This window comes from Streptomyces sp. NPDC025793, assembly GCF_055558375.1.
In genome coordinates, this window is record NZ_JBVHMR010000001.1 from 554187 (window position 1) to 570415 (window position 16229).

Here is a 16229-nt window from a genome sequence, read left to right on the forward strand (position 1 = left end):
TCACGGATGCCGGTGCCTCGGCCAGTGCGGGTACGGCGGCCGGTTCCGCGGCGGCCGGTAGGGCGGCACGTCGTCCGGCGGCGGGTACGGCGGTACGTCACGGCCCGGCTGGTAGTGCGGCCCCTGCCGCATGTGCCGGAGGATCATGGTCATGTCGACGGTGACGACCAGCCACAGCACCCCGCAGGCCGCCGCCCAGCCGGGGCGCCCGGCCAGCACGAACGCGGCCGTGCCGAAGATCGACCAGACCAGCCCCCACACGCTCAGCCAGAACCGCGCCCGCAGCGCACTGCGCGCGGTCGACGGTTCACTGCCCGTACGCATGGGACACCACCACTCCTCCCTGCAACGTACTCTTCGGGAACGACGTTCACCAACGCTGCGCATCGGGCCCTCGCATGCCGGTGGCACGTCGTTCACCGAAGGGGGATCCCGTGCTGCCGGACGCCGACGACCTGCCCGAACTGCTCCTCGACCTCGCCGTGCCGCACGAGGACATCAACGGCCTGGTGGCCGGGCTGCGCAGCATCGCCGCCGATCCGGGCCTGCTGCGGCTCGTGGAGGAGTGCGTCGAGGTGCTGTTCCGCGGCCCGGAGGGCACCGGCCACCCGCCCGACCTGGCGGAACCCTTCGACGCGGCGCCGCAGGAGCTGAGCCGTACCTTCCCCGCATACGTCTTCCTCGCCGCGACCCCGCGCACCCTCGCCCGGCACCGGGACCGCGGCATCCCGCCCGAGATCTCCCGGCGCACCCTGGCCGACCTGGGCCGGCACATGGCGGCACACCGCAGACGGCACGGGACGACCGGCGTGCAGGCGCGGTGCTGGCTGGTCCGGCACTTCCGTGGTGAGCTGTTCCAGCTGGGCCGGTTGCAGTTCGAGCGGGCGCGGCTCGGGCAGCGCTCGGCGCCGGTGATCGCGGCGGCCGGAGCGGCCGCGGTGCCCGGCACACCCTGTCTGAACCTGCACATCCCCGACTTCCACGGCCCGCTGACCCCGGCCGCCTGCGACCGCTCGCTCGCGTGGGCCCGTGAGTTCTTCGCCCGGCACTTCCCCGAGGAGCGGCCGGTGGCGGCGCTGTGCCACTCCTGGCTGCTGGACCGGCAGTTGAGACGCTATCTGCCGGCCGACTCCCACATCATCCGGTTCCAGGACCGGTTCCGCACCGCTCGCGAGGACTGCGAACCGGCCGACACCGAGCCCGTCCAGTTCGTCTTCGGGGATCCCGGACTGCCGGTCGCGGAGCTGCCGCGACGCACGTCCGTGGAGCGTGCGGTGGGGGACCATCTGCGGGCCGGCGGCCACTGGTACATCGGGCACGGATGGTTCCCGTTCCCCGGCTGAACGGCACAGGCCGGGCGCGGGGTAACTCGAACGGGTGAACTGGCGAGGAAGGGGAACGGGCTTGCGGGGACCGGCCGTTGTTCGGGCATGACGGTCGAAATGCGTGAGGGACACGAGGGCACGGGACCCGGAGCCATCACCCCGGACGGCTGCGCGGTCGAGCTGTACGAGCGGCTGCCGGCGGGCGACGCGCCGGACATCATCGCCGCGGCGGTGCCGGCGGGGGCACACATCCTGGAACTGGGCAGCGGAGTGGGCCGGATGACCCACCCCCTGCTCGAACGGGGCTTCACGGTCACGGCGGTGGACGAGTCCGCCGACATGCTGGCCCGCGTCCGAGGGGCACGCACGGTGTGCGCTCCGATCGAGGAACTGGACCTGGGCGGTGAGCGGTTCGACGTGGTGATGCTGGCGTCGTGCCTCGTGCACGCCGGCGACGAGGAGGTCCGCCGCGGCCTGCTGCGCACCTGTGCCCGGCATGTGGCGAAGGGCGGCTGGGTGCTCATTCAACGGGAGGGCGAGGACTACCACACGAACGTGCCGAGGGAGCGGGTCGACCCGAGTGGCTTCACGATACGGATCGCCTCGGTGGAGCCCGTCGGAGACGGGGTGAACTCGGTCCGGGCCGAGTACACGTTCCCGGACGCGGCCTGGACCCAGACCTTCCTGGCCCGGCCCCTGACGAAGCAGGCGTTCGAGTCGGCACTGGCGGAGGCGGGACTGGGGGTGGACACGTACCTGACACCGGACCGGACGTGGGTGCGGGCCGTATCGAAGCCGTAGCGAACGTGCCGGTGTTGGCACCGACGCCGGTGCCGGCGTCGGCGGTGGGCGGAAAGGCGGAAGGGTGGAGGTGATGAGCGATGAGTTCCCGGGACTCGTCGGGTCTACCTCGGTGAAAGCACACAGTACCGCTTCACCCAGGAGACCCTCATGTCCCAGACTGCCGCTTCCACCAGCGCCACGACGTCCGCGTCCCCCGTCGGCACGCACACCGGCCGGGCCCGATGGGCCGGGGTCGCGCTGCGCTCGGTGCAGGTGTTGCTCGCCCTGTTCTACGGCATCGCGAGTGCCCTGCCCAAGCTCATCGCACACCCCTCCGCCGTCGAGTCCTTCGACAGGATCGGCTGGGGCAGCGGGGCCATGTACACCATCGGCGCGCTCGAACTCGCCGGAGCCGTCGCCCTGTTGATACCGCTGCTCCAGTCCGTGGCTGCGATCGCCCTCAGCGCGCTGATGGTGGGCGCGTTCATCGTCCAGCTCACCGCCTTCCACGGCCAGAACGCGGCGACCCCGCTGATCCTGATGGTGCCGCTGATCATGATCGCCTGGGCGCGCCGTGGGTCCAACCGTGCGTTGCTGGGGTTGGTTCGGCGGGGGTGAGCAGGGAGACGAGCCGAGAGGAGAGACGGGAGGAGAGACGGGCGGCGGATCACCGACCCCGAGAGCGCCCACCCGATCCACCACGCCCACCGGAGCCACCGGCCTGATCCCGCCCACCGGTTCCGCCGGGCCTGCCCGATCCGCCACCTCGGCCCGCACGGCCACCGGCTCCCCCGGACGTGCCCCGCCCGCCCGCAGCACCGGAGCCACCACGGCTACCCCGTCCACCGCGCTCACCGGCGCCACCCGGGTCGCCCGGGTCGCCCGGACCACCAGGTCCGGCGAAGCCATCAGGCCTCGCGAAGCCGCCGAGGCCGCCGAAGCTTCCAGGGCCGGAGAAGCCTCTTGGTCCCGCGAGGCCGCTCGGGGCGCCGGGCAGGCCGCCGAGGCCGCGGAGGCGTTCCATCTCGCGGCGGTCTCGCTTGGTGGGACGGCCGGTGCCCCGGTCGCGGAGGCCGGCCGGGGCCATGACATCGCGGGGCGGGGGCGGCGGTGAGTTGTCGACGTAGCACTGGACGGCCACGGGGGCGCCGACCCGCTTGCGGATCAGGCGCTTGACGATCACGACTCGTTCCCGGCCCTCGTGCCGCAGACGCACCTCGTCGCCGACGTGCAGGGAGTAGGCGGGCTTCACCCGCTCGCCGTTCACGTGCACGTGGCCGCCCCGGCAGGCGGTCGCGCCGAGGGAGCGCGTCTTGATCAGGCGTACGGCCCAGATCCAGCTGTCGATCCGGACCGATTCGCCGGTCGACGGCCCCGCGGCCTCGGCGGCGGCCACCGCGGCGGTGATCTCGGGATCCAGGGGGTGGGCGGCCGGTGTTCCGGAGCCGGAGGTGTTCGGGGCGGGGCTCGTTCCGCCCGGTCCGGCGGTCTCACGGTTCACGCTGTCGTCCGCATCCTCGGAAGCCATGTCCCGACCTTAACTCCCTGGGCGGACCGAGCCGGCCGTGTTTTTCCGGGGCGCGCTCCACAGCGAGAGGAGACGCGCAAGCGCGTCGAGCGCCGCCCGGTAGGACGGACCGCCGGTGACGGCCTCGAACCCCGGGGCATACGGTGACGGTATGGACGACTGCGCTGCCCTCGCCAGGCTCGACCGGCGCGTCGCGGACTGCCGGGCCTGCCCCCGGCTGGTGGAGTGGCGCGAGGAGGTGGCCCGGACGAAGCGGGCCGCGTTCGCCGACTGGACGTACTGGGGGCGACCGGTGCCCGGCTTCGGCCCGGCCGACGCCCGGCTGGTGATCATCGGTCTCGCCCCCGCCGCGCACGGCGGCAACCGCACCGGCCGCATGTTCACCGGCGACCGCTCCGGGGACGTGCTCTACCAGGCGCTGTACGACGTGGGGCTCGCCTCGCAGCCCACCTCGGTCAGCGTCGACGACGGACTGGAGCTGTACGGCGTCCGCGTCACCGCGCCCGTGCACTGCGCGCCGCCCGCCAACAGGCCGACGCCCGGCGAGCGCGACACCTGCCGCCCCTGGCTGGTCCAGGAGCTGAAGCTGCTGCGCCCGACGCTCAGGGCCGCGGTCGTCCTCGGTGCCTTCGGCTGGCAGGCCGCGCTGCCCGCGTTCGCCGGGGCGGGCTGGGCCGTACCCCGGCCGCGCCCGGCCTTCGCCCACGGCACCCGGGTCGCGCTCGACGGCCTCGACCTCTTCGGCTGTTTCCACGTCAGCCAGCGCAACACCTTCACCGGCAGGCTCACCCCCGAGATGCTGCGCGAGGTGCTGCGCATGGCGGCGCGGACGGCGGGACTGCCGTGACCGGTAACGCACCTCGGTCAGACGGCGTCGTCCCCGAAGAGGTGCCGGACCGTCGAGCGGTAGTTGGCGCGGACATGGTCCAGCGCGTGGGCGCGGGCGCGGTCCGGGTCGCCGGAGGCGATGGCGTCGTACAACTCGCGGTGTTCGCCGAGTAGTTGGGGCCATTCCTCGTTCTGGCGGGTAAGCCAGCGCAGGCGGCCGTCGACCGGCTCCATGACCGAGATCAGCAGGCTGTTGCCGGCCAAAGCGCGGATGCGGTCGTGGAAGCGGGTGTTGATGTCCGTGATCGCCTCGGCGTCCCCCTCGTTCGTCGCCCGCGCCGCCTGGTCCAGCAGTGCGCGCAGCTCCGCCAGGGCCTGCGGCGTCACCCGGCTCGCCGCCAGCCCCGCCGCGTACACCTCCAACGCCTCGCGCAGTTCGAAGAGTTCCCGGACGTCGGTCGGGGTCAGCCGCCGTACGACCGTGCGCCGGGCCGACTCGAACAGGACGAAACCCTCGGCGACCAGTGCGCGGATCGCCTCGCGCACCGGCACCCGCGAGACGCCGAACCGCTCGGCCAGCTCCCGTTCGACGAGCCGGTCACCGGGTGCCAGGCGCCCGGCGATGATGTCCTCCCGCAGGCTCGCCAGCACGCGTTCGCGCACCGCGCCGAGGGGTTCGGTCTTCGTCGTAGAGGCCGTCGTGGGGGTCATGAGCCCATCTTCGCCGACCCGGCGGCGCTTTTACGGGGCCGTAACGGCAACGACATCGGTCCGAACGGTTGACGGCGGGACCATGACAGGAGTTTGGTATACCAAACGGCTGCCGCCCTCCGTCTCCCCCTTGCCCCTGGAGGCCCCGTGTCCCTCGCCGATCGCGCCGAAGCCACCGGCGCCACCGCGTTCGTCCCCGACCCGCGCCTCGTCAACGAGGACCTCGCCCCCGCGAAGCAGCGGAACTGGAAGGTCTTCGACCTGTTCGCCATGTGGATGTCGGACGTCCACAACCTCGGCAACTACACCTTCGCCGCAGGCCTGCTGGTCCTCGGCATGAACGTCTGGCAGGTCTTCACGGCCCTGCTCGCCGGCTTCGTGCTCATCTACATCGGCATGAACCGCATGGGGCAGATCGGCCAGCGTCACGGCGTGCCGTTCCCCGTGGTCAGCCGCATCAGCTTCGGCATCTGGGGTGCCAACATCCCGGCGCTGATCAGAGCCGTGATCGCCATCATGTGGTACGGCATCCAGACCTATCTGGCCTCCGTCGCCGTCAACGTGATGCTGCTCGCCGCCTGGCCGGGCTTGGCGTCCCTCACCCACCACTCCTTCCTCGGCCTGGACGCGCTGGGCTGGATCTCCTTCGTCTCGCTCTGGCTGCTCCAGTGGGTGATCATCAGCCAGGGCATGGAGGCGGTGCGCAAGTTCCAGGACTTCTGCGGCCCGGTGATCTGGCTCGTGATGATCGCACTCGCGGTCTGGGTCCTGGCCAAGGCCGGCTGGAGCATCTCGCTCACCTCCACCCCGCACCCGGTGTCCACGGGCGAACAGTGGCGGCAGTGGTTCGGCGCGATCGGCCTGATCCTCGCCACCTACGGCACGCTGATGCTCAACTTCTGCGACTTCTCCCGCTTCGCACCCGACAACAGGACCGTCCGGCGCGGCAACTTCTGGGGCCTGCCCGTCAATTCCACCGCCTTCGTCGTCGTCTCGGTGATCGTCACGGCCGGTTCGCTGAAGGCGTTCGGGCAGGCCATCACCGACCCGGCGGAACTGGTCGCCAAGGTGGGCAACACCTGGGTGCTGGTCGTGGCCGCGTTCGCCTTCGCGGTGGCGACCATGGGCGTCAACATCGTCGCCAACTTCGTCTCCCCGGCGTACGACCTCGCCAACGTCTGGCCGCAGAAGATCACCTTCAAGGTCGGCGGCATGATCAGCACGGTGGCCGCGCTGGTCGTCACCCCCTGGAACCTCTTCTCCAACCCGACGGTCGTCAACTACTTCCTCGGCGGCCTCGGCGCCTTCCTCGGACCGCTGTTCGGCGTGATCATGATCGACTACTACTGGGTCAAGCGCGAGAAGATCGACGTCGACGCGCTGTTCGACGCCCGGCCGGGCAGCCCGTACCACTACCGCAAGGGCGTCAACCCCCGGGCGCTGTGGGCGTTCCTGCCCTCCGCGGCGGTCGCGGCCGTGCTGGCGCTGGTGAAGAGCTTCAGCGACGTGGCGCCGTACTCCTGGTTCATCGGCACCGCGCTCGGCGCCGGTCTCTACGCGCTGCTCAACCGGCGTGACCGCGCGGTCCGTACGACGGAGGAGGTCTGACGAGCGTGCGGATCATCGTCACCAACTGCAACACCACGCAGGAGATGACCGAGGAGATCGTGCGAGGTGCCCGGGCCGCCGCCGGCCCGGGCACCGCCGTCACCGGTCTGACCCCGGCCTGGGGCCCCGCGTCCGCCGAGGGCTGGCTCGACAGCTACCTCTCGGCGGCGGCCGTCCTCGACACCCTGCGCACCTACGACGGTCCCGCGTACGACGCCGTCGTCCTGGCCGGCTTCGGCGAGCACGGCCGGGAAGGCGTACGGGAGTTGGTGGACGTCCCGGTCGTGGACATCACCGAGGCCGCCGCCCATCTGGCCTGTCTGCTCGGCCGCCGCTACGGCGTCGTCACCACCCTCGACCGCTCCCGCGGCCAGATCGAGGACAGCCTGGAGACCGCCGGCGTGGCCCGCAACTGCGCCGCCGTCGTCGGCACCGGCCTCGGGGTCCTCGACCTCGCCGAGGACCCCGGCCGCACCGAGTCCGCGTTCCTGTCCGCGGCCGAGCGGGCCCGGGACGCCGGCGCCGAGGTCCTGGTGCTGGGCTGCGCCGGGATGACGGGCCTGCAGCGGACGGTGGGCGAGAAGCTGGGGCTGCCGGTGGTCGACGGCGTGGCCGCGGCGGTCCGGCTGGCCGAGTCCCTGGTGGCCCTCGGCCTGACGACCAGCCGGGCGGGCAGCTACGAGAAGCCGCTGCCGAAGGAGCGGAGGTGGGGGCGGCCCCGCACCGATCAATAGGGGTCAGTCCTGGGGGTGCCAGACGTACCGCACATCCGGCTCCCGCTCCTCGTTCCCGCTCCCGTCGGTGAACTCGACGGCCGTGAAGCCGTGCCGCTCGTAGAAACGGTGGGCGGGCTTGTTGACCTGGAAGGTCCACAGGGTCAGCCCGCCCGGGCTGCGCCCCTTGGCCAGCGCGACGAACCGGTCACCGAGGCCCCGGCCCCGCCACGCGGGGTCCAGGTACAGCTGGGACAGCTCCTGCTCGTGCAGGACCATCACCCCGACGACCCCGCCGCCGGCCGCCTCCGCCAACCAGGTCTCCCGCGCCGGTACGACGACGTTCTCGAAGTAGTCCCGGACGTCGTCGTCGGAGCGCGGCCGGACGACGGTGGGCAGCGCGGCGGTGAAGGAGCGCAGCCAGACGTCGGCGACGGCCCGGGCGTCCGCCGGGACGGCCCGCCGGAGCACGACATCCGCCACACCCGCCACATCCGGTTCGTCGGTCCTGGTCGGCACGGCGCTCGCGACGACCTGCTCGTCCGTCTTCGTGGGCACCACGGCCGTGGCCGTGATCTCCACCAGTTGCCCGGGGTATCCGAGACAGGTGACACCGAGCAGCGTCGAGGAGTGCGGCCCCGTGCTCAGCCCCGAGGCCTCCACCACGTCCCACACCGCCGACAGGTCGGCCGTATCGCCGCTGACGACGTACACGTCGGTCGCGATCACGTGCTCCAAGTCGCTGCCGACGGCGCGCAGTTGCGCTCGCAGATTGGCGAGCACCCGCTCGGCCTGCAGTACGGGGTCGCCCGGGCCGACGATCTCCCCCTTCTCGTCGAGCGGCACCGAGCCGGCGAGGAAGGCGAGCCTGGTGCCCGTCTCCACCACCGAGGCGTGCGCATAGGTGGGCGGCGGGAAGAGGCCGGGTGCGTTCACTCGGCGGATCATGGCGGCTCCTGGGGTGGCGGTCGACGCCTCCCGATCATCCGCGTCCGACGGCACCGACGCATCCCGGTTTCCCGGCTCGTACAGCGGTGAGGGATCCGCGAACACGTCCAGCCGGCCCGCCTGCGGCGGGCGATCCACCGTCGGACGAGACTTCAGCAGGTCACATCATGTACACAACGCCCGTTGACAGCAGGGGGGTTGAGCTGGTGTGGGGCCCTTGTCGCGGCAGAGGAGCGGGCTGGCACATAGCCGAACGGTGAGTGATGTGGAGCGGTCCGGAGAGGACGGCCGGTGGCAGGTCATTGTCGTGATGGTTCTCCTGGGCACGGTGTTGCGCGGGCTCACCACGATGTGGGCCTTCACCGCGTCGGTCAACATGCTCAATCGGGACTCCGAGTCCGGCGTCGGAGGCGCTGGGTGCGCGTGGTCCCTCTTCGGAGGCGTCGTGCTTCTGGTGGCGGCGTTCTGGGCACCCCTGAGCGCGCCGGGCCCCGCCGGTGCCTGGGGACAGGGTCTCGCCGCCCTCGTGGGTTTGCGGTGACCATACCCTCGTGTCGGACAACGGGTGCGGACTTCGGGATGGCTGCGGCAGGCTGAAAGGCATGCCCAGTTCTTCCCATGCCGAGCCCGCAGACCGTGAGTTCCCGGACCGTGAGTTCCCGGACCGTGAGTTCCCCGATCCCGAGCGCTCCGATCGCGAGTTCCTCGCCGCCACCGCCGACCGTCTCGCCGCCCTTCCCACCGTCCGGGCGGTCGCCCTCGGCGGCTCCCGCGCACAGGGCGTCCACCGCCCCGACAGCGACTGGGACATGGCGGTCTACTACCGCGGCTCCTTCGACCTCGACGACCTGCGGGCCGTCGGCTGGGAGGGGGAGGTGTCCGAGGTCGGCGGCTGGGGCGGCGGCGTGTTCAACGGCGGGGCCTGGCTGCAGGTCGACGGGCGCCGGGTCGACGTGCACTACCGGGACCTCGACGTGGTCGAGCACGAGCTGGCCGAGGCGGCGGAGGGCCGGTTCCGGGTGGAACCGCTGCTCTTCCATCTCGCCGGCATCCCCACCTACCTGCTCGTGGCGGAACTGGCCGTCAACCAGGTGCTGCGCGGTCAACTGCCGCGCCCGGCGGGCTATCCGGACAAGCTGCGCGTGAGCGCCGCCGAGCGCTGGCACGGCACGGCCCGCGCCACCCTCGACTACGCCGGGACCAACCACGCCCCGCACGGCCGCCTCACCGAGACCGCCGGGGCCCTCGCCACGGCCGCCGCGCAGGCCGCGCACGGCGTGCTCGCGGCACGCGGGGAGTGGGTGACCAACGAGAAGCGGCTGCTGGAGCGGGCCGGGCTGCGCGGGATCGACGCCGTGGTGGGCGCGTTGCGCCCCGAGCCCGAGGCCCTCGTCCACGCCGTCGTCCATGCCGGAGAAATTCTGGCGGAAGCCCGGCCGTAACGGCGGCCGGAACCGTTTCATCGGGGCAGTCGGGGCAGTCGGGGCAGTCGGGGCAGTCGGGACGTTGCGTTCATAAAGAAACCGGGCGTCCCGGGCACTTTCACCTTCCCGAAACGTGATCGCCCCGCTCGCCCGGCGAACCCGCCCTACCGTGGAAGCACGGTCCGCCGGCCACCGTCGTCCGAAGGCACCCCACCCCGACCCGGCCCACGCCACCCCGCCCTCGGACGAACAGGAGCCCCGTGTCCCGGCCCGCCGCACCCCTCTGGCTCGCCCACGCCCTGCGCGCCCAGCGCGGTCCCGTGCCCTGGAGCGCGGTGACCCGGGGTGCGCTCGCGGCCGGGCCGCTGCTGCTCGCCGGGCTGCTGGCCGACCGGCTGCCCAGCGGTGTCCTCGCCGCCATCGCCGCGATGCTCGCCGGCATCAACGACCGCCCCGGCAGCCGGCGCGCCTCCGTCAGGCGGCTCGGGATGCCCGCGCTGGCCGGTGCGCTGGGGCTGCTCGCGGGGACGTACTCCGGGCAGGGGCTGTCCGCCGTACCGCTCACCCTGGTGCTCACCCTGCTGGGGCTGGTCGCCGGCGGCATCAGTGCCGTCGGGCCCGTCGCCTCCGCCGCCGGGACGCAGTTGCTCGTCGGAGCCGCGCTCGGCGCCGGGATGCCCGCGGCCGCGAGCGGCTGGCAGCGGGCGCTCGCCTTCCTCGCCGGGGCCGGCTGGCTGATCCTGCTGCGGCTCGCGCTGCCCACGCCCGGTTCGCTCGCCGGGGACTTCCGGTTCGACGGGGAGCGGGAGGCGGTCGCCGACGTGTACGGCGCCGTCGCCGATCTGCTCGACGCCGTGGGCGGTGACCTCGCCACCGCCCGCCGGGCCGCGCTGACGGCCGCGCTCGACCATGCGCAGGACGCCCTCGCCGGACCCCGGTTGCGCCGCTACGCGAGCTCCGCCGCCGAGCGCCGGCTGCACGCCCAGTACGTGGCCGCGCTGCCCCTCGCCGAGGCCGCCACCGCCCTGTTCTGGGCAGGGGAGCCGGTCTCCGCGCGGGCCGCGGAGGGGCCACGCAGGCTCGCCGCCGCGGTCCGCGGCAATACCGGCACCGGCCCGCTGCCCGCCCCCAGCCGGTCCGTACCCGCCCTGCGCGCCCTGGACGACGCCCTGCTGCGCGCCGCCGAGGCCTTCGACCGGGCCGAGGGCCCGCACCAGCGGCTGCCCGCCCGGCGGCGCGGCCGCCGGGACGCCCTGCGCGCCGCGTTCGGCACCGGCGGGCGCGAGTACGGGCTGCGCGTCGCCCTCTGCTTCGGGGCCAGCGCCGCCATCGCCCAGGCGCTGCACCACACCCGCTGGTACGGCCAGCACCAGCACTGGTACTGGCTGCCCGCCACCGCCGTCTTCCTCGTCAAGCCCGACCTCGGGCCGCTCGCCTCCCGGGTGCTGTGCCGGGCCGCAGGGACCGTGCTGGGCGCCCTGGTGTTCGCCGGGTTCGCCGTGCTGCTGCCGCGCCCTGCGGGGCTGATCGCGCTGGTCGCGGTCTGCGGGGCGCTCGTCCCGGTCGCCACCCGGCACTTCGCCGCGCTGACCGCCGTCGTCACCGTCCTCGTCCTCGCCCTCGTCATGGTCGGCGGCGAACCGCAGGCCTCCGCCGGCCGGATCGGCGAGACGCTGCTCGCCTGCGCGCTCGTGCTCGTCGTCGGGCACCTGCCGATGCCGGGGGAGCGGGGCGGCGGGGTGCGGGCCCGGCTCGCGGCGGCCGGGAGCGCCGCGCACGCCTACCTCGTGCATGTCCTCGGCGAGTCCGGCGACCTCGGCGAGCCCGCCACCCGCGCTGCCGACGAGTCCTTCGACGCCCGCGCCGAGCGCTGGGCGCTGCGCCGGGAGGCCTACCGCACCCTCGCCGAGGCCCGCACCGCCATCGCGCTCGCCGCCGCCGAACTGCCCGCACTGGCCCGGCACTCCGCGGGCACCGAGGCCGTCGCGGACGTCCTGGAGCGACTTGTCGACACAACCACAGCCTGCGCCGTACACCTCGACGACACCGGCCGCCTCACTCCCCGGCATGTCAGGCAACTACGGGACGCCCTGGGTGAGTTGGAACTCCAGGGGATCGAGGTGCCGCTGCCCGCCGCCGCATAGCCGTACGCCGGCATGCGTCGGCCGACACCTGCCCGACGTGATCGGACGTGGCGTCCACTGCTGCCTCGGCGTGCCGCCGAAGGTGCCGGAAAATTCTTCGCGGACAGCGATGAGTTCCGCTCCCGGCGACGGTCACCACCCCGAACCGACCGTCGGACAGGAGGGCCCATGTCGCTTCCGGAGATCGTCTCGCGCGAGCGGTGGCGCGCGGCGCGCGAGGAGTTGCTGCGCAATGAGGAGGCGGTCCGACGGGCGCGCGAGGCACTCGTCGCGCAGCGGCGGCGGCTGCCCATGGTCGAGGTCGACACGGAGTACGTCTTCGAGGGCGGTGACGGCAAGGCCACGCTCCTCGACCTCTTCGAGGGCAGGTCCCAGCTCATCGTGCACCACTTCATGTTCGCCCCGGAGTGGCGGACCGGCTGCCCGTGCTGCTCGGCCTTCCTGGACCAGCTCGGCCACCTCGCCCATCTGCGCGCCCGGAACACCGCGTTCGCGTCCGTCTCCCGGGCCCCGTTCACCCGCATCCTGCCGTTCAAGGCACGGATGGGCTGGGCGGTGCCCTGGTACTCGTACGCGGCGTCCAACGGCGACTTCAACCGCGACTTCGAGGCCACCGTGGAGTCGGACCGGGGCCCGGTCGAGCGCGCGGGCATCAGCTGTTTCCTGCGCGACCACGACCGGGTCTTCCACACCTACTCGGCCTTCGACGACGGGCTGGACGGCGCCTGCACCATCGCCGGCCTGCTCGATCTCACCGCGCTGGGCCGCAGCCCCGCCGGCAGCGACCGGCTCCGGCTGCACGACGAGTACGACTGACGAGTACGACTACCGACGCGAAGCGTGCGGTTCACCTACGCAGCGTGTGCGCTTCATGCCGTAACGTGAACGGATTTTTCTGATTCGCGCCGAACGAGTGTAGGTAATGTCTCAGTGCCATCACTGAGCGAAGCGTTCGCCGTCCCCAGGGCGTTAACTCCTCCAAGAGTGACGCTTTCTGGAGGTGCGCGATGGTGAACGGGCGAACGGTGCTCGAGCGCTTTCCCGCCGGTGGTCCGCGGGGATCCTGGCCCGCGGAGGAGTTCGCGTACGCGCGGCGTATGGAAGGCCTGCCCGCCGAGGTCGTCATGGACCTCGCGACGGACACGTTCCTGGTGATCGTGCGCGGCGGCGACGGCTCGGAGTGACCGCCCCGAGGTTCGGGCGCAGGGGGCTTACGCCGAGACCGCCCGCGACCAGTCCGGGGCCGTGCCGAGCACCCGGCACAGGGCCAGGTACAGCGGGATCGGCGGGGTGTACGGGACCGTGCCCTCGGGGCGGTGGACGAGCCGCGCGGGTCCGGTGATCAGCGCGCCGGAGGCGTACCGGGCCGGAGCCGGCCAGGGCAGGGCGTAGTCGGAGTCCGACGGAACGATCCACCACCACTGCGCGCCGTCGGTGTACACACAGCCCAGCCGGGGCAGCCGCGGTACGACCAGCGGGCCCAGGCGGTCCGGCACGGCCACGGCGTCACAGCCCAGCGGGGCCGTCATGCCCTCGGGCAGCAACAGCCGACGGGGTGCGGCCGGGACGGGCCGCCGGCGTTGCAGCCGTACGAGCGTGTCGAGACCGATCGCGCGCTCGGAGCCGGAACCGGCGCCGGAAGGCGGGCCGTTGTGCTCCGTGCCCGTGCTGTCGGGTCCGCCGCCGGTCACGGCCGCTCCCCGGTGCGGCGCTGTTCGGGGGCCCGGTGCAGCGGCTGGTGCCGAGGGCGGTCCGGGGGCCGGTGCTGGTGGGGCTCCGGACCGCCGTGCCGGTGCTGCTCGGATATCCCGAGGCGGTGCTGCTCGGACACCTGGTGCACCCGGTACTCGACCGTCGCGGGCCGGTGCTGCCGCTCGGGCGACCGGGGCGGCGACTGTTCCGGAGTCCCCTCGCTCCCACGGCCGAGCGCCTCGGCGGACATGCGGTCGTCGCGGCGGGGCTGCTCGGGGATCGTGCGTTTCCCGTGGACCTCGTCGGCGGGCCGCTCCGCGTCCTCGTGACTGGCCCCGGCCGGGCCGTCCTCGCGGGTGTCGGCAGGCCGGCCCGGTTTCGGGCGCGCACCCCAGCCGAGATCGTTGCACGGCTCGGCGGTGTCGTGGGTCGCGTCGCTCCGGCGCGGCAGGTCGGCCCAGACCAGTAGGCCGGAGCCGTGCTCCTGCGCACCCCAGGCCCGGCACAACGCGTCGACGAGAAACAATCCCCTCCCGTGCTCCTCGTCCGGCCGCTGCGGGGACGGGTGGGGTTCGCCGGGAGCGCAGCCCTCGTCGAGGACGGCCATGCGCACGATGTCCTCGTGATCGTGCAGCTCGCACACGACATGGCTGCTCGCGGTGTGCACGATCGCGTTCGTGACCAGCTCGGAAATGACCAGGACCGCGCTGTCGCAGGTGTCCGCGCCGACGGACCAGCCGGTCAGCCGGGCATGCGCCAGGCGTCTCGCCTGGGCGACGGAACCCGGATGTGCGGCCAGCTCGAAGCGGAACCGGCGTTCGGCAGCGCCCCACCGGGGGGCCGCTCCCGACGCGGCACCGAGACCGGAACGGTCTGCGGCGGCATCTGTTCCTAAGGGCGCGGACGGAATCACGCTTGCCACTATCTCCCCGCCGTGAACACTTGGCAAGTGTCACTCTGAAAATTGCAGAGTGCTGTGTGACTCGGTCAGAGGCCGTGGCACACTGCTCGCAACAGCACGTCGAGCGGCGCCAATTGGGGTCATCGGAGATCCGCCCCGGTCTTCGAATGAGTCTTCGAATGGCGCCGCAGGGCTGTCCGGAGAGAGCGCGGTGTCAGGTGGAGTGGTGGGGCTTTCGGTGGATTCCGTGGAGGTGACAGCGTGAGCGAGCCGCGGTCCGCGCCGACGGTGGGCCAGGTGGTCCTCGGCCGGCGCCTGCTGGACCTGCGGGAACGCGCCGGGCTGAAGCGCGAGGAGGCCGCCCGCGTGCTGCGTGTCGCCCCCGCCACCGTCCGCCGTATGGAGATGGCCGAGGTCGCTCTCAAGATCCCGTACCTGCAACTGCTGCTCAAGGCATACGGCGTACCGGACGACGAGGCCGACGTGTTCGTCCAGCTCGCCGAAGAGGCCAACAGACCCGGCTGGTGGCAGCGGTTCCACGACATCCTGCCGGGCTGGTTCTCGATGTACGTCAGCCTGGAGGGCGCGGCCGGCCTGATCCGCTCCTACGAGCCGCACTTCGTCCCCGGCCTGCTCCAGACCGAGGACTACGCGCGCGGTGTGCTGAAGTCCGGTGCCATCGGCCAGACCAGCCCGGACGACATCGAACGGCACGTCGCGCTGCGCATGCAACGTCAGAGCCTGCTCAACCGTTCCGACGCCCCCCGCTTCTGGGCGGTGATGGACGAGACCGCCCTGCGCCGGCAGGTCGGCGGCCCGGAGGTGATGCGCGCGCAGATCGACAAGTTGCTGGAGGCGACGAAGCTGCCCCATGTGACGCTCCAGGTGGCCCCGTTCGCCCACGGGCCGCACCCGGGGACGTACGGGCCCTTCGTGCTGTTCCGATTTGCCATGTCAGAACTGCCGGACATGGTCTACAGCGAGTACCTGACCGGCGCGGTCTACCTGGACGCGCGCACCGAGGTGGCGACCCACCTCGAGGTCATGGACCGCATGGCGGCGCAGGCCGCTACGGCACAACGCACGAAGGAGATCCTCCAGGATCTCCGCAAGGAGCTGTGAATGGATCGCATCAAGCCGCGCGGACACGTCTACAACGGCATGCCCGCGCGGGAGCTGGGCAGCGAGGGGTGGCACAAGCCCTGGAGCGGCGGCAACGGCGGCAACTGCCTGGAGGCGATGAAGCTGGCCGACGGCCGGATCGCCGTACGCCAGTCCACCGACCCGGACGGGCCGGCGCTGATCTACACCACGGACGAGATGACCGCCTTCATCGAGGGCGCCAAGGCGGGGGAGGCCGACTTCCTGCTGTCCTGAGCCTGCCCGTGTTTCTCGTTGTTCGGCCGACTTCCTTACCCGGGCACCGACTTGACCCTGCCCTTGACCTTGCCCTCGATCATCCCCTCGAACCTCGCTCGTCCCGCGCCCCGGTAGCCATCTGATGACGACCCGCGCGACGGCCGACTCCATTCCGCAGGAGTCGCCGCCCCGCAGGATTCGGCCACCCCGCAGAAGTCGGCGGCCGCCGTCGAGAGGCCCCGTCCGGCCGGCGTCCCCCTCGCCC

The 16229-nt window shown here is 72.5% G+C and carries 19 protein-coding genes; 13 read left to right on the forward strand and 6 right to left on the reverse strand.

Translation table 11 applies throughout. The annotated features are described in order from the left end of the window. A complete protein-coding gene (locus tag ACZ4MF_RS02625) occupies window positions 1-324 on the reverse strand; it encodes a DUF6343 family protein (RefSeq protein WP_467489090.1) in 324 nt (107 codons plus the stop codon). Between the two features lie 110 nt (window positions 325-434). On the opposite strand from ACZ4MF_RS02625, the gene ACZ4MF_RS02630 reads away from it, so the two are divergent. The 3 genes from ACZ4MF_RS02630 to ACZ4MF_RS02640 all read left to right on the forward strand — a co-directional run bounded on the left by ACZ4MF_RS02630 (window position 435) and on the right by ACZ4MF_RS02640 (window position 2726). After that, window positions 435-1343: an acyltransferase domain-containing protein gene (locus ACZ4MF_RS02630; protein ID WP_467489092.1), complete on the forward strand. Its 909-nt coding sequence runs from the start codon at window positions 435-437 to the stop codon at window positions 1341-1343. A gap of 99 nt (window positions 1344-1442) precedes the next feature. Continuing rightward, window positions 1443-2126, forward strand: a complete 684-nt coding sequence (locus tag ACZ4MF_RS02635; RefSeq protein WP_467489094.1) for a class I SAM-dependent methyltransferase — start codon at window positions 1443-1445, stop codon at window positions 2124-2126. 150 nt (window positions 2127-2276) lie between these two features. Further along, window positions 2277-2726, forward strand: coding sequence for a DoxX family protein (locus ACZ4MF_RS02640; RefSeq protein WP_467489096.1), 450 nt, complete (start codon window positions 2277-2279; stop codon window positions 2724-2726). 49 nt (window positions 2727-2775) lie between these two features. Here the strand turns inward: ACZ4MF_RS02640 and ACZ4MF_RS02645 are convergent, their stop codons facing one another. Next, window positions 2776-3636, reverse strand: a complete 861-nt coding sequence (locus tag ACZ4MF_RS02645; protein ID WP_467489098.1) for an RNA-binding S4 domain-containing protein — start codon at window positions 3634-3636, stop codon at window positions 2776-2778. Between the two features lie 151 nt (window positions 3637-3787). Here ACZ4MF_RS02645 and ACZ4MF_RS02650 point away from each other — a divergent pair, with 151 nt between their 5' ends. Then, on the forward strand, window positions 3788-4483 hold the full coding sequence (locus ACZ4MF_RS02650) for a uracil-DNA glycosylase (protein ID WP_467489100.1): 696 nt from the start codon (window positions 3788-3790) through the stop codon (window positions 4481-4483). 17 nt (window positions 4484-4500) lie between these two features. On the opposite strand, the gene ACZ4MF_RS02655 is transcribed toward ACZ4MF_RS02650, so the two are convergent. After that, window positions 4501-5175 carry a GntR family transcriptional regulator gene (locus ACZ4MF_RS02655; RefSeq protein WP_467489102.1) on the reverse strand — a complete coding sequence of 225 codons (675 nt, stop codon included), beginning with the start codon at window positions 5173-5175 and terminating at the stop codon, window positions 4501-4503. 147 nt (window positions 5176-5322) lie between these two features. On the opposite strand from ACZ4MF_RS02655, the gene ACZ4MF_RS02660 reads away from it, so the two are divergent. Together ACZ4MF_RS02660 and ACZ4MF_RS02665 are read left to right on the forward strand one after the other, a co-directional pair. Beyond that, entirely contained in the window at window positions 5323-6783 is a 1461-nt protein-coding gene (locus ACZ4MF_RS02660) for an NCS1 family nucleobase:cation symporter-1 (protein ID WP_467489104.1), read from the forward strand. A gap of 5 nt (window positions 6784-6788) precedes the next feature. After that, window positions 6789-7517, forward strand: a complete 729-nt coding sequence (locus ACZ4MF_RS02665; protein WP_467489106.1) for an aspartate/glutamate racemase family protein — start codon at window positions 6789-6791, stop codon at window positions 7515-7517. Window positions 7518-7520: 3 nt separating this feature from the next. Here ACZ4MF_RS02665 and ACZ4MF_RS02670 read toward each other — a convergent pair whose 3' ends face one another. After that, complete coding sequence (locus ACZ4MF_RS02670) at window positions 7521-8444, reverse strand: GNAT family N-acetyltransferase (RefSeq protein WP_467489108.1); 924 nt, start codon at window positions 8442-8444, stop codon at window positions 7521-7523. Between the two features lie 307 nt (window positions 8445-8751). On the opposite strand from ACZ4MF_RS02670, the gene ACZ4MF_RS02675 reads away from it, so the two are divergent. The 5 genes from ACZ4MF_RS02675 to ACZ4MF_RS02695 all read left to right on the forward strand — a co-directional run bounded on the left by ACZ4MF_RS02675 (window position 8752) and on the right by ACZ4MF_RS02695 (window position 13196). Continuing rightward, a complete protein-coding gene (locus tag ACZ4MF_RS02675; protein WP_467489110.1) occupies window positions 8752-8985 on the forward strand; it encodes a hypothetical protein in 234 nt (77 codons plus the stop codon). Window positions 8986-9037: 52 nt separating this feature from the next. Next, on the forward strand, window positions 9038-9886 hold the full coding sequence (locus ACZ4MF_RS02680) for a nucleotidyltransferase domain-containing protein (protein ID WP_467489466.1): 849 nt from the start codon (window positions 9038-9040) through the stop codon (window positions 9884-9886). A 242-nt stretch (window positions 9887-10128) separates the two neighbouring features. Beyond that, window positions 10129-12012: an FUSC family protein gene (locus ACZ4MF_RS02685; protein WP_467489112.1), complete on the forward strand. Its 1884-nt coding sequence runs from the start codon at window positions 10129-10131 to the stop codon at window positions 12010-12012. A gap of 168 nt (window positions 12013-12180) precedes the next feature. After that, entirely contained in the window at window positions 12181-12828 is a 648-nt protein-coding gene (locus ACZ4MF_RS02690) for a DUF899 domain-containing protein (RefSeq protein WP_467489114.1), read from the forward strand. A gap of 191 nt (window positions 12829-13019) precedes the next feature. Further along, on the forward strand, window positions 13020-13196 hold the full coding sequence (locus tag ACZ4MF_RS02695; RefSeq protein WP_356021240.1) for a hypothetical protein: 177 nt from the start codon (window positions 13020-13022) through the stop codon (window positions 13194-13196). A 27-nt stretch (window positions 13197-13223) separates the two neighbouring features. On the opposite strand, the gene ACZ4MF_RS02700 is transcribed toward ACZ4MF_RS02695, so the two are convergent. Together ACZ4MF_RS02700 and ACZ4MF_RS02705 are read right to left on the reverse strand one after the other, a co-directional pair. Next, the gene (locus ACZ4MF_RS02700; protein ID WP_467489468.1) at window positions 13224-13622 is read right to left on the reverse strand and encodes a hypothetical protein; all 399 of its coding nucleotides are present in this window, start codon (window positions 13620-13622) and stop codon (window positions 13224-13226) included. A gap of 77 nt (window positions 13623-13699) precedes the next feature. Continuing rightward, window positions 13700-14617, reverse strand: coding sequence for an ATP-binding protein (locus ACZ4MF_RS02705; protein WP_467489116.1), 918 nt, complete (start codon window positions 14615-14617; stop codon window positions 13700-13702). Window positions 14618-14866: 249 nt separating this feature from the next. Here ACZ4MF_RS02705 and ACZ4MF_RS02710 point away from each other — a divergent pair, with 249 nt between their 5' ends. Both ACZ4MF_RS02710 and ACZ4MF_RS02715 read left to right on the forward strand, forming a co-directional pair. Then, on the forward strand, window positions 14867-15727 hold the full coding sequence (locus ACZ4MF_RS02710; protein ID WP_467489118.1) for a helix-turn-helix domain-containing protein: 861 nt from the start codon (window positions 14867-14869) through the stop codon (window positions 15725-15727). Beyond that, a complete protein-coding gene (locus ACZ4MF_RS02715) occupies window positions 15728-15982 on the forward strand; it encodes a DUF397 domain-containing protein (protein WP_071382716.1) in 255 nt (84 codons plus the stop codon). Window positions 15983-16229: the final 247 nt, after the last annotated feature.

Bases quoted from the DNA above. Each gene is read 5' to 3' on its own strand.
- ACZ4MF_RS02625 (WP_467489090.1), bottom strand. From the start codon at position 324: ATGCGTACGGGCAGTGAACCGTCGACCGCGCGCAGTGCGCTGCGGGCG.
- ACZ4MF_RS02635 (WP_467489094.1), top strand. From the start codon at position 1,443: ATGCGTGAGGGACACGAGGGCACGGGACCCGGAGCCATCACCCCGGAC.
- ACZ4MF_RS02640 (WP_467489096.1), top strand. From the start codon at position 2,277: ATGTCCCAGACTGCCGCTTCCACCAGCGCCACGACGTCCGCGTCCCCC.
- ACZ4MF_RS02645 (WP_467489098.1), bottom strand. From the start codon at position 3,636: ATGGCTTCCGAGGATGCGGACGACAGCGTGAACCGTGAGACCGCCGGA.
- ACZ4MF_RS02650 (WP_467489100.1), top strand. From the start codon at position 3,788: ATGGACGACTGCGCTGCCCTCGCCAGGCTCGACCGGCGCGTCGCGGAC.
- ACZ4MF_RS02655 (WP_467489102.1), bottom strand. From the start codon at position 5,175: ATGACCCCCACGACGGCCTCTACGACGAAGACCGAACCCCTCGGCGCG.
- ACZ4MF_RS02670 (WP_467489108.1), bottom strand. From the start codon at position 8,444: ATGATCCGCCGAGTGAACGCACCCGGCCTCTTCCCGCCGCCCACCTAT.
- ACZ4MF_RS02690 (WP_467489114.1), top strand. From the start codon at position 12,181: ATGTCGCTTCCGGAGATCGTCTCGCGCGAGCGGTGGCGCGCGGCGCGC.
- ACZ4MF_RS02695 (WP_356021240.1), top strand. From the start codon at position 13,020: ATGGTGAACGGGCGAACGGTGCTCGAGCGCTTTCCCGCCGGTGGTCCG.
- ACZ4MF_RS02715 (WP_071382716.1), top strand. From the start codon at position 15,728: ATGGATCGCATCAAGCCGCGCGGACACGTCTACAACGGCATGCCCGCG.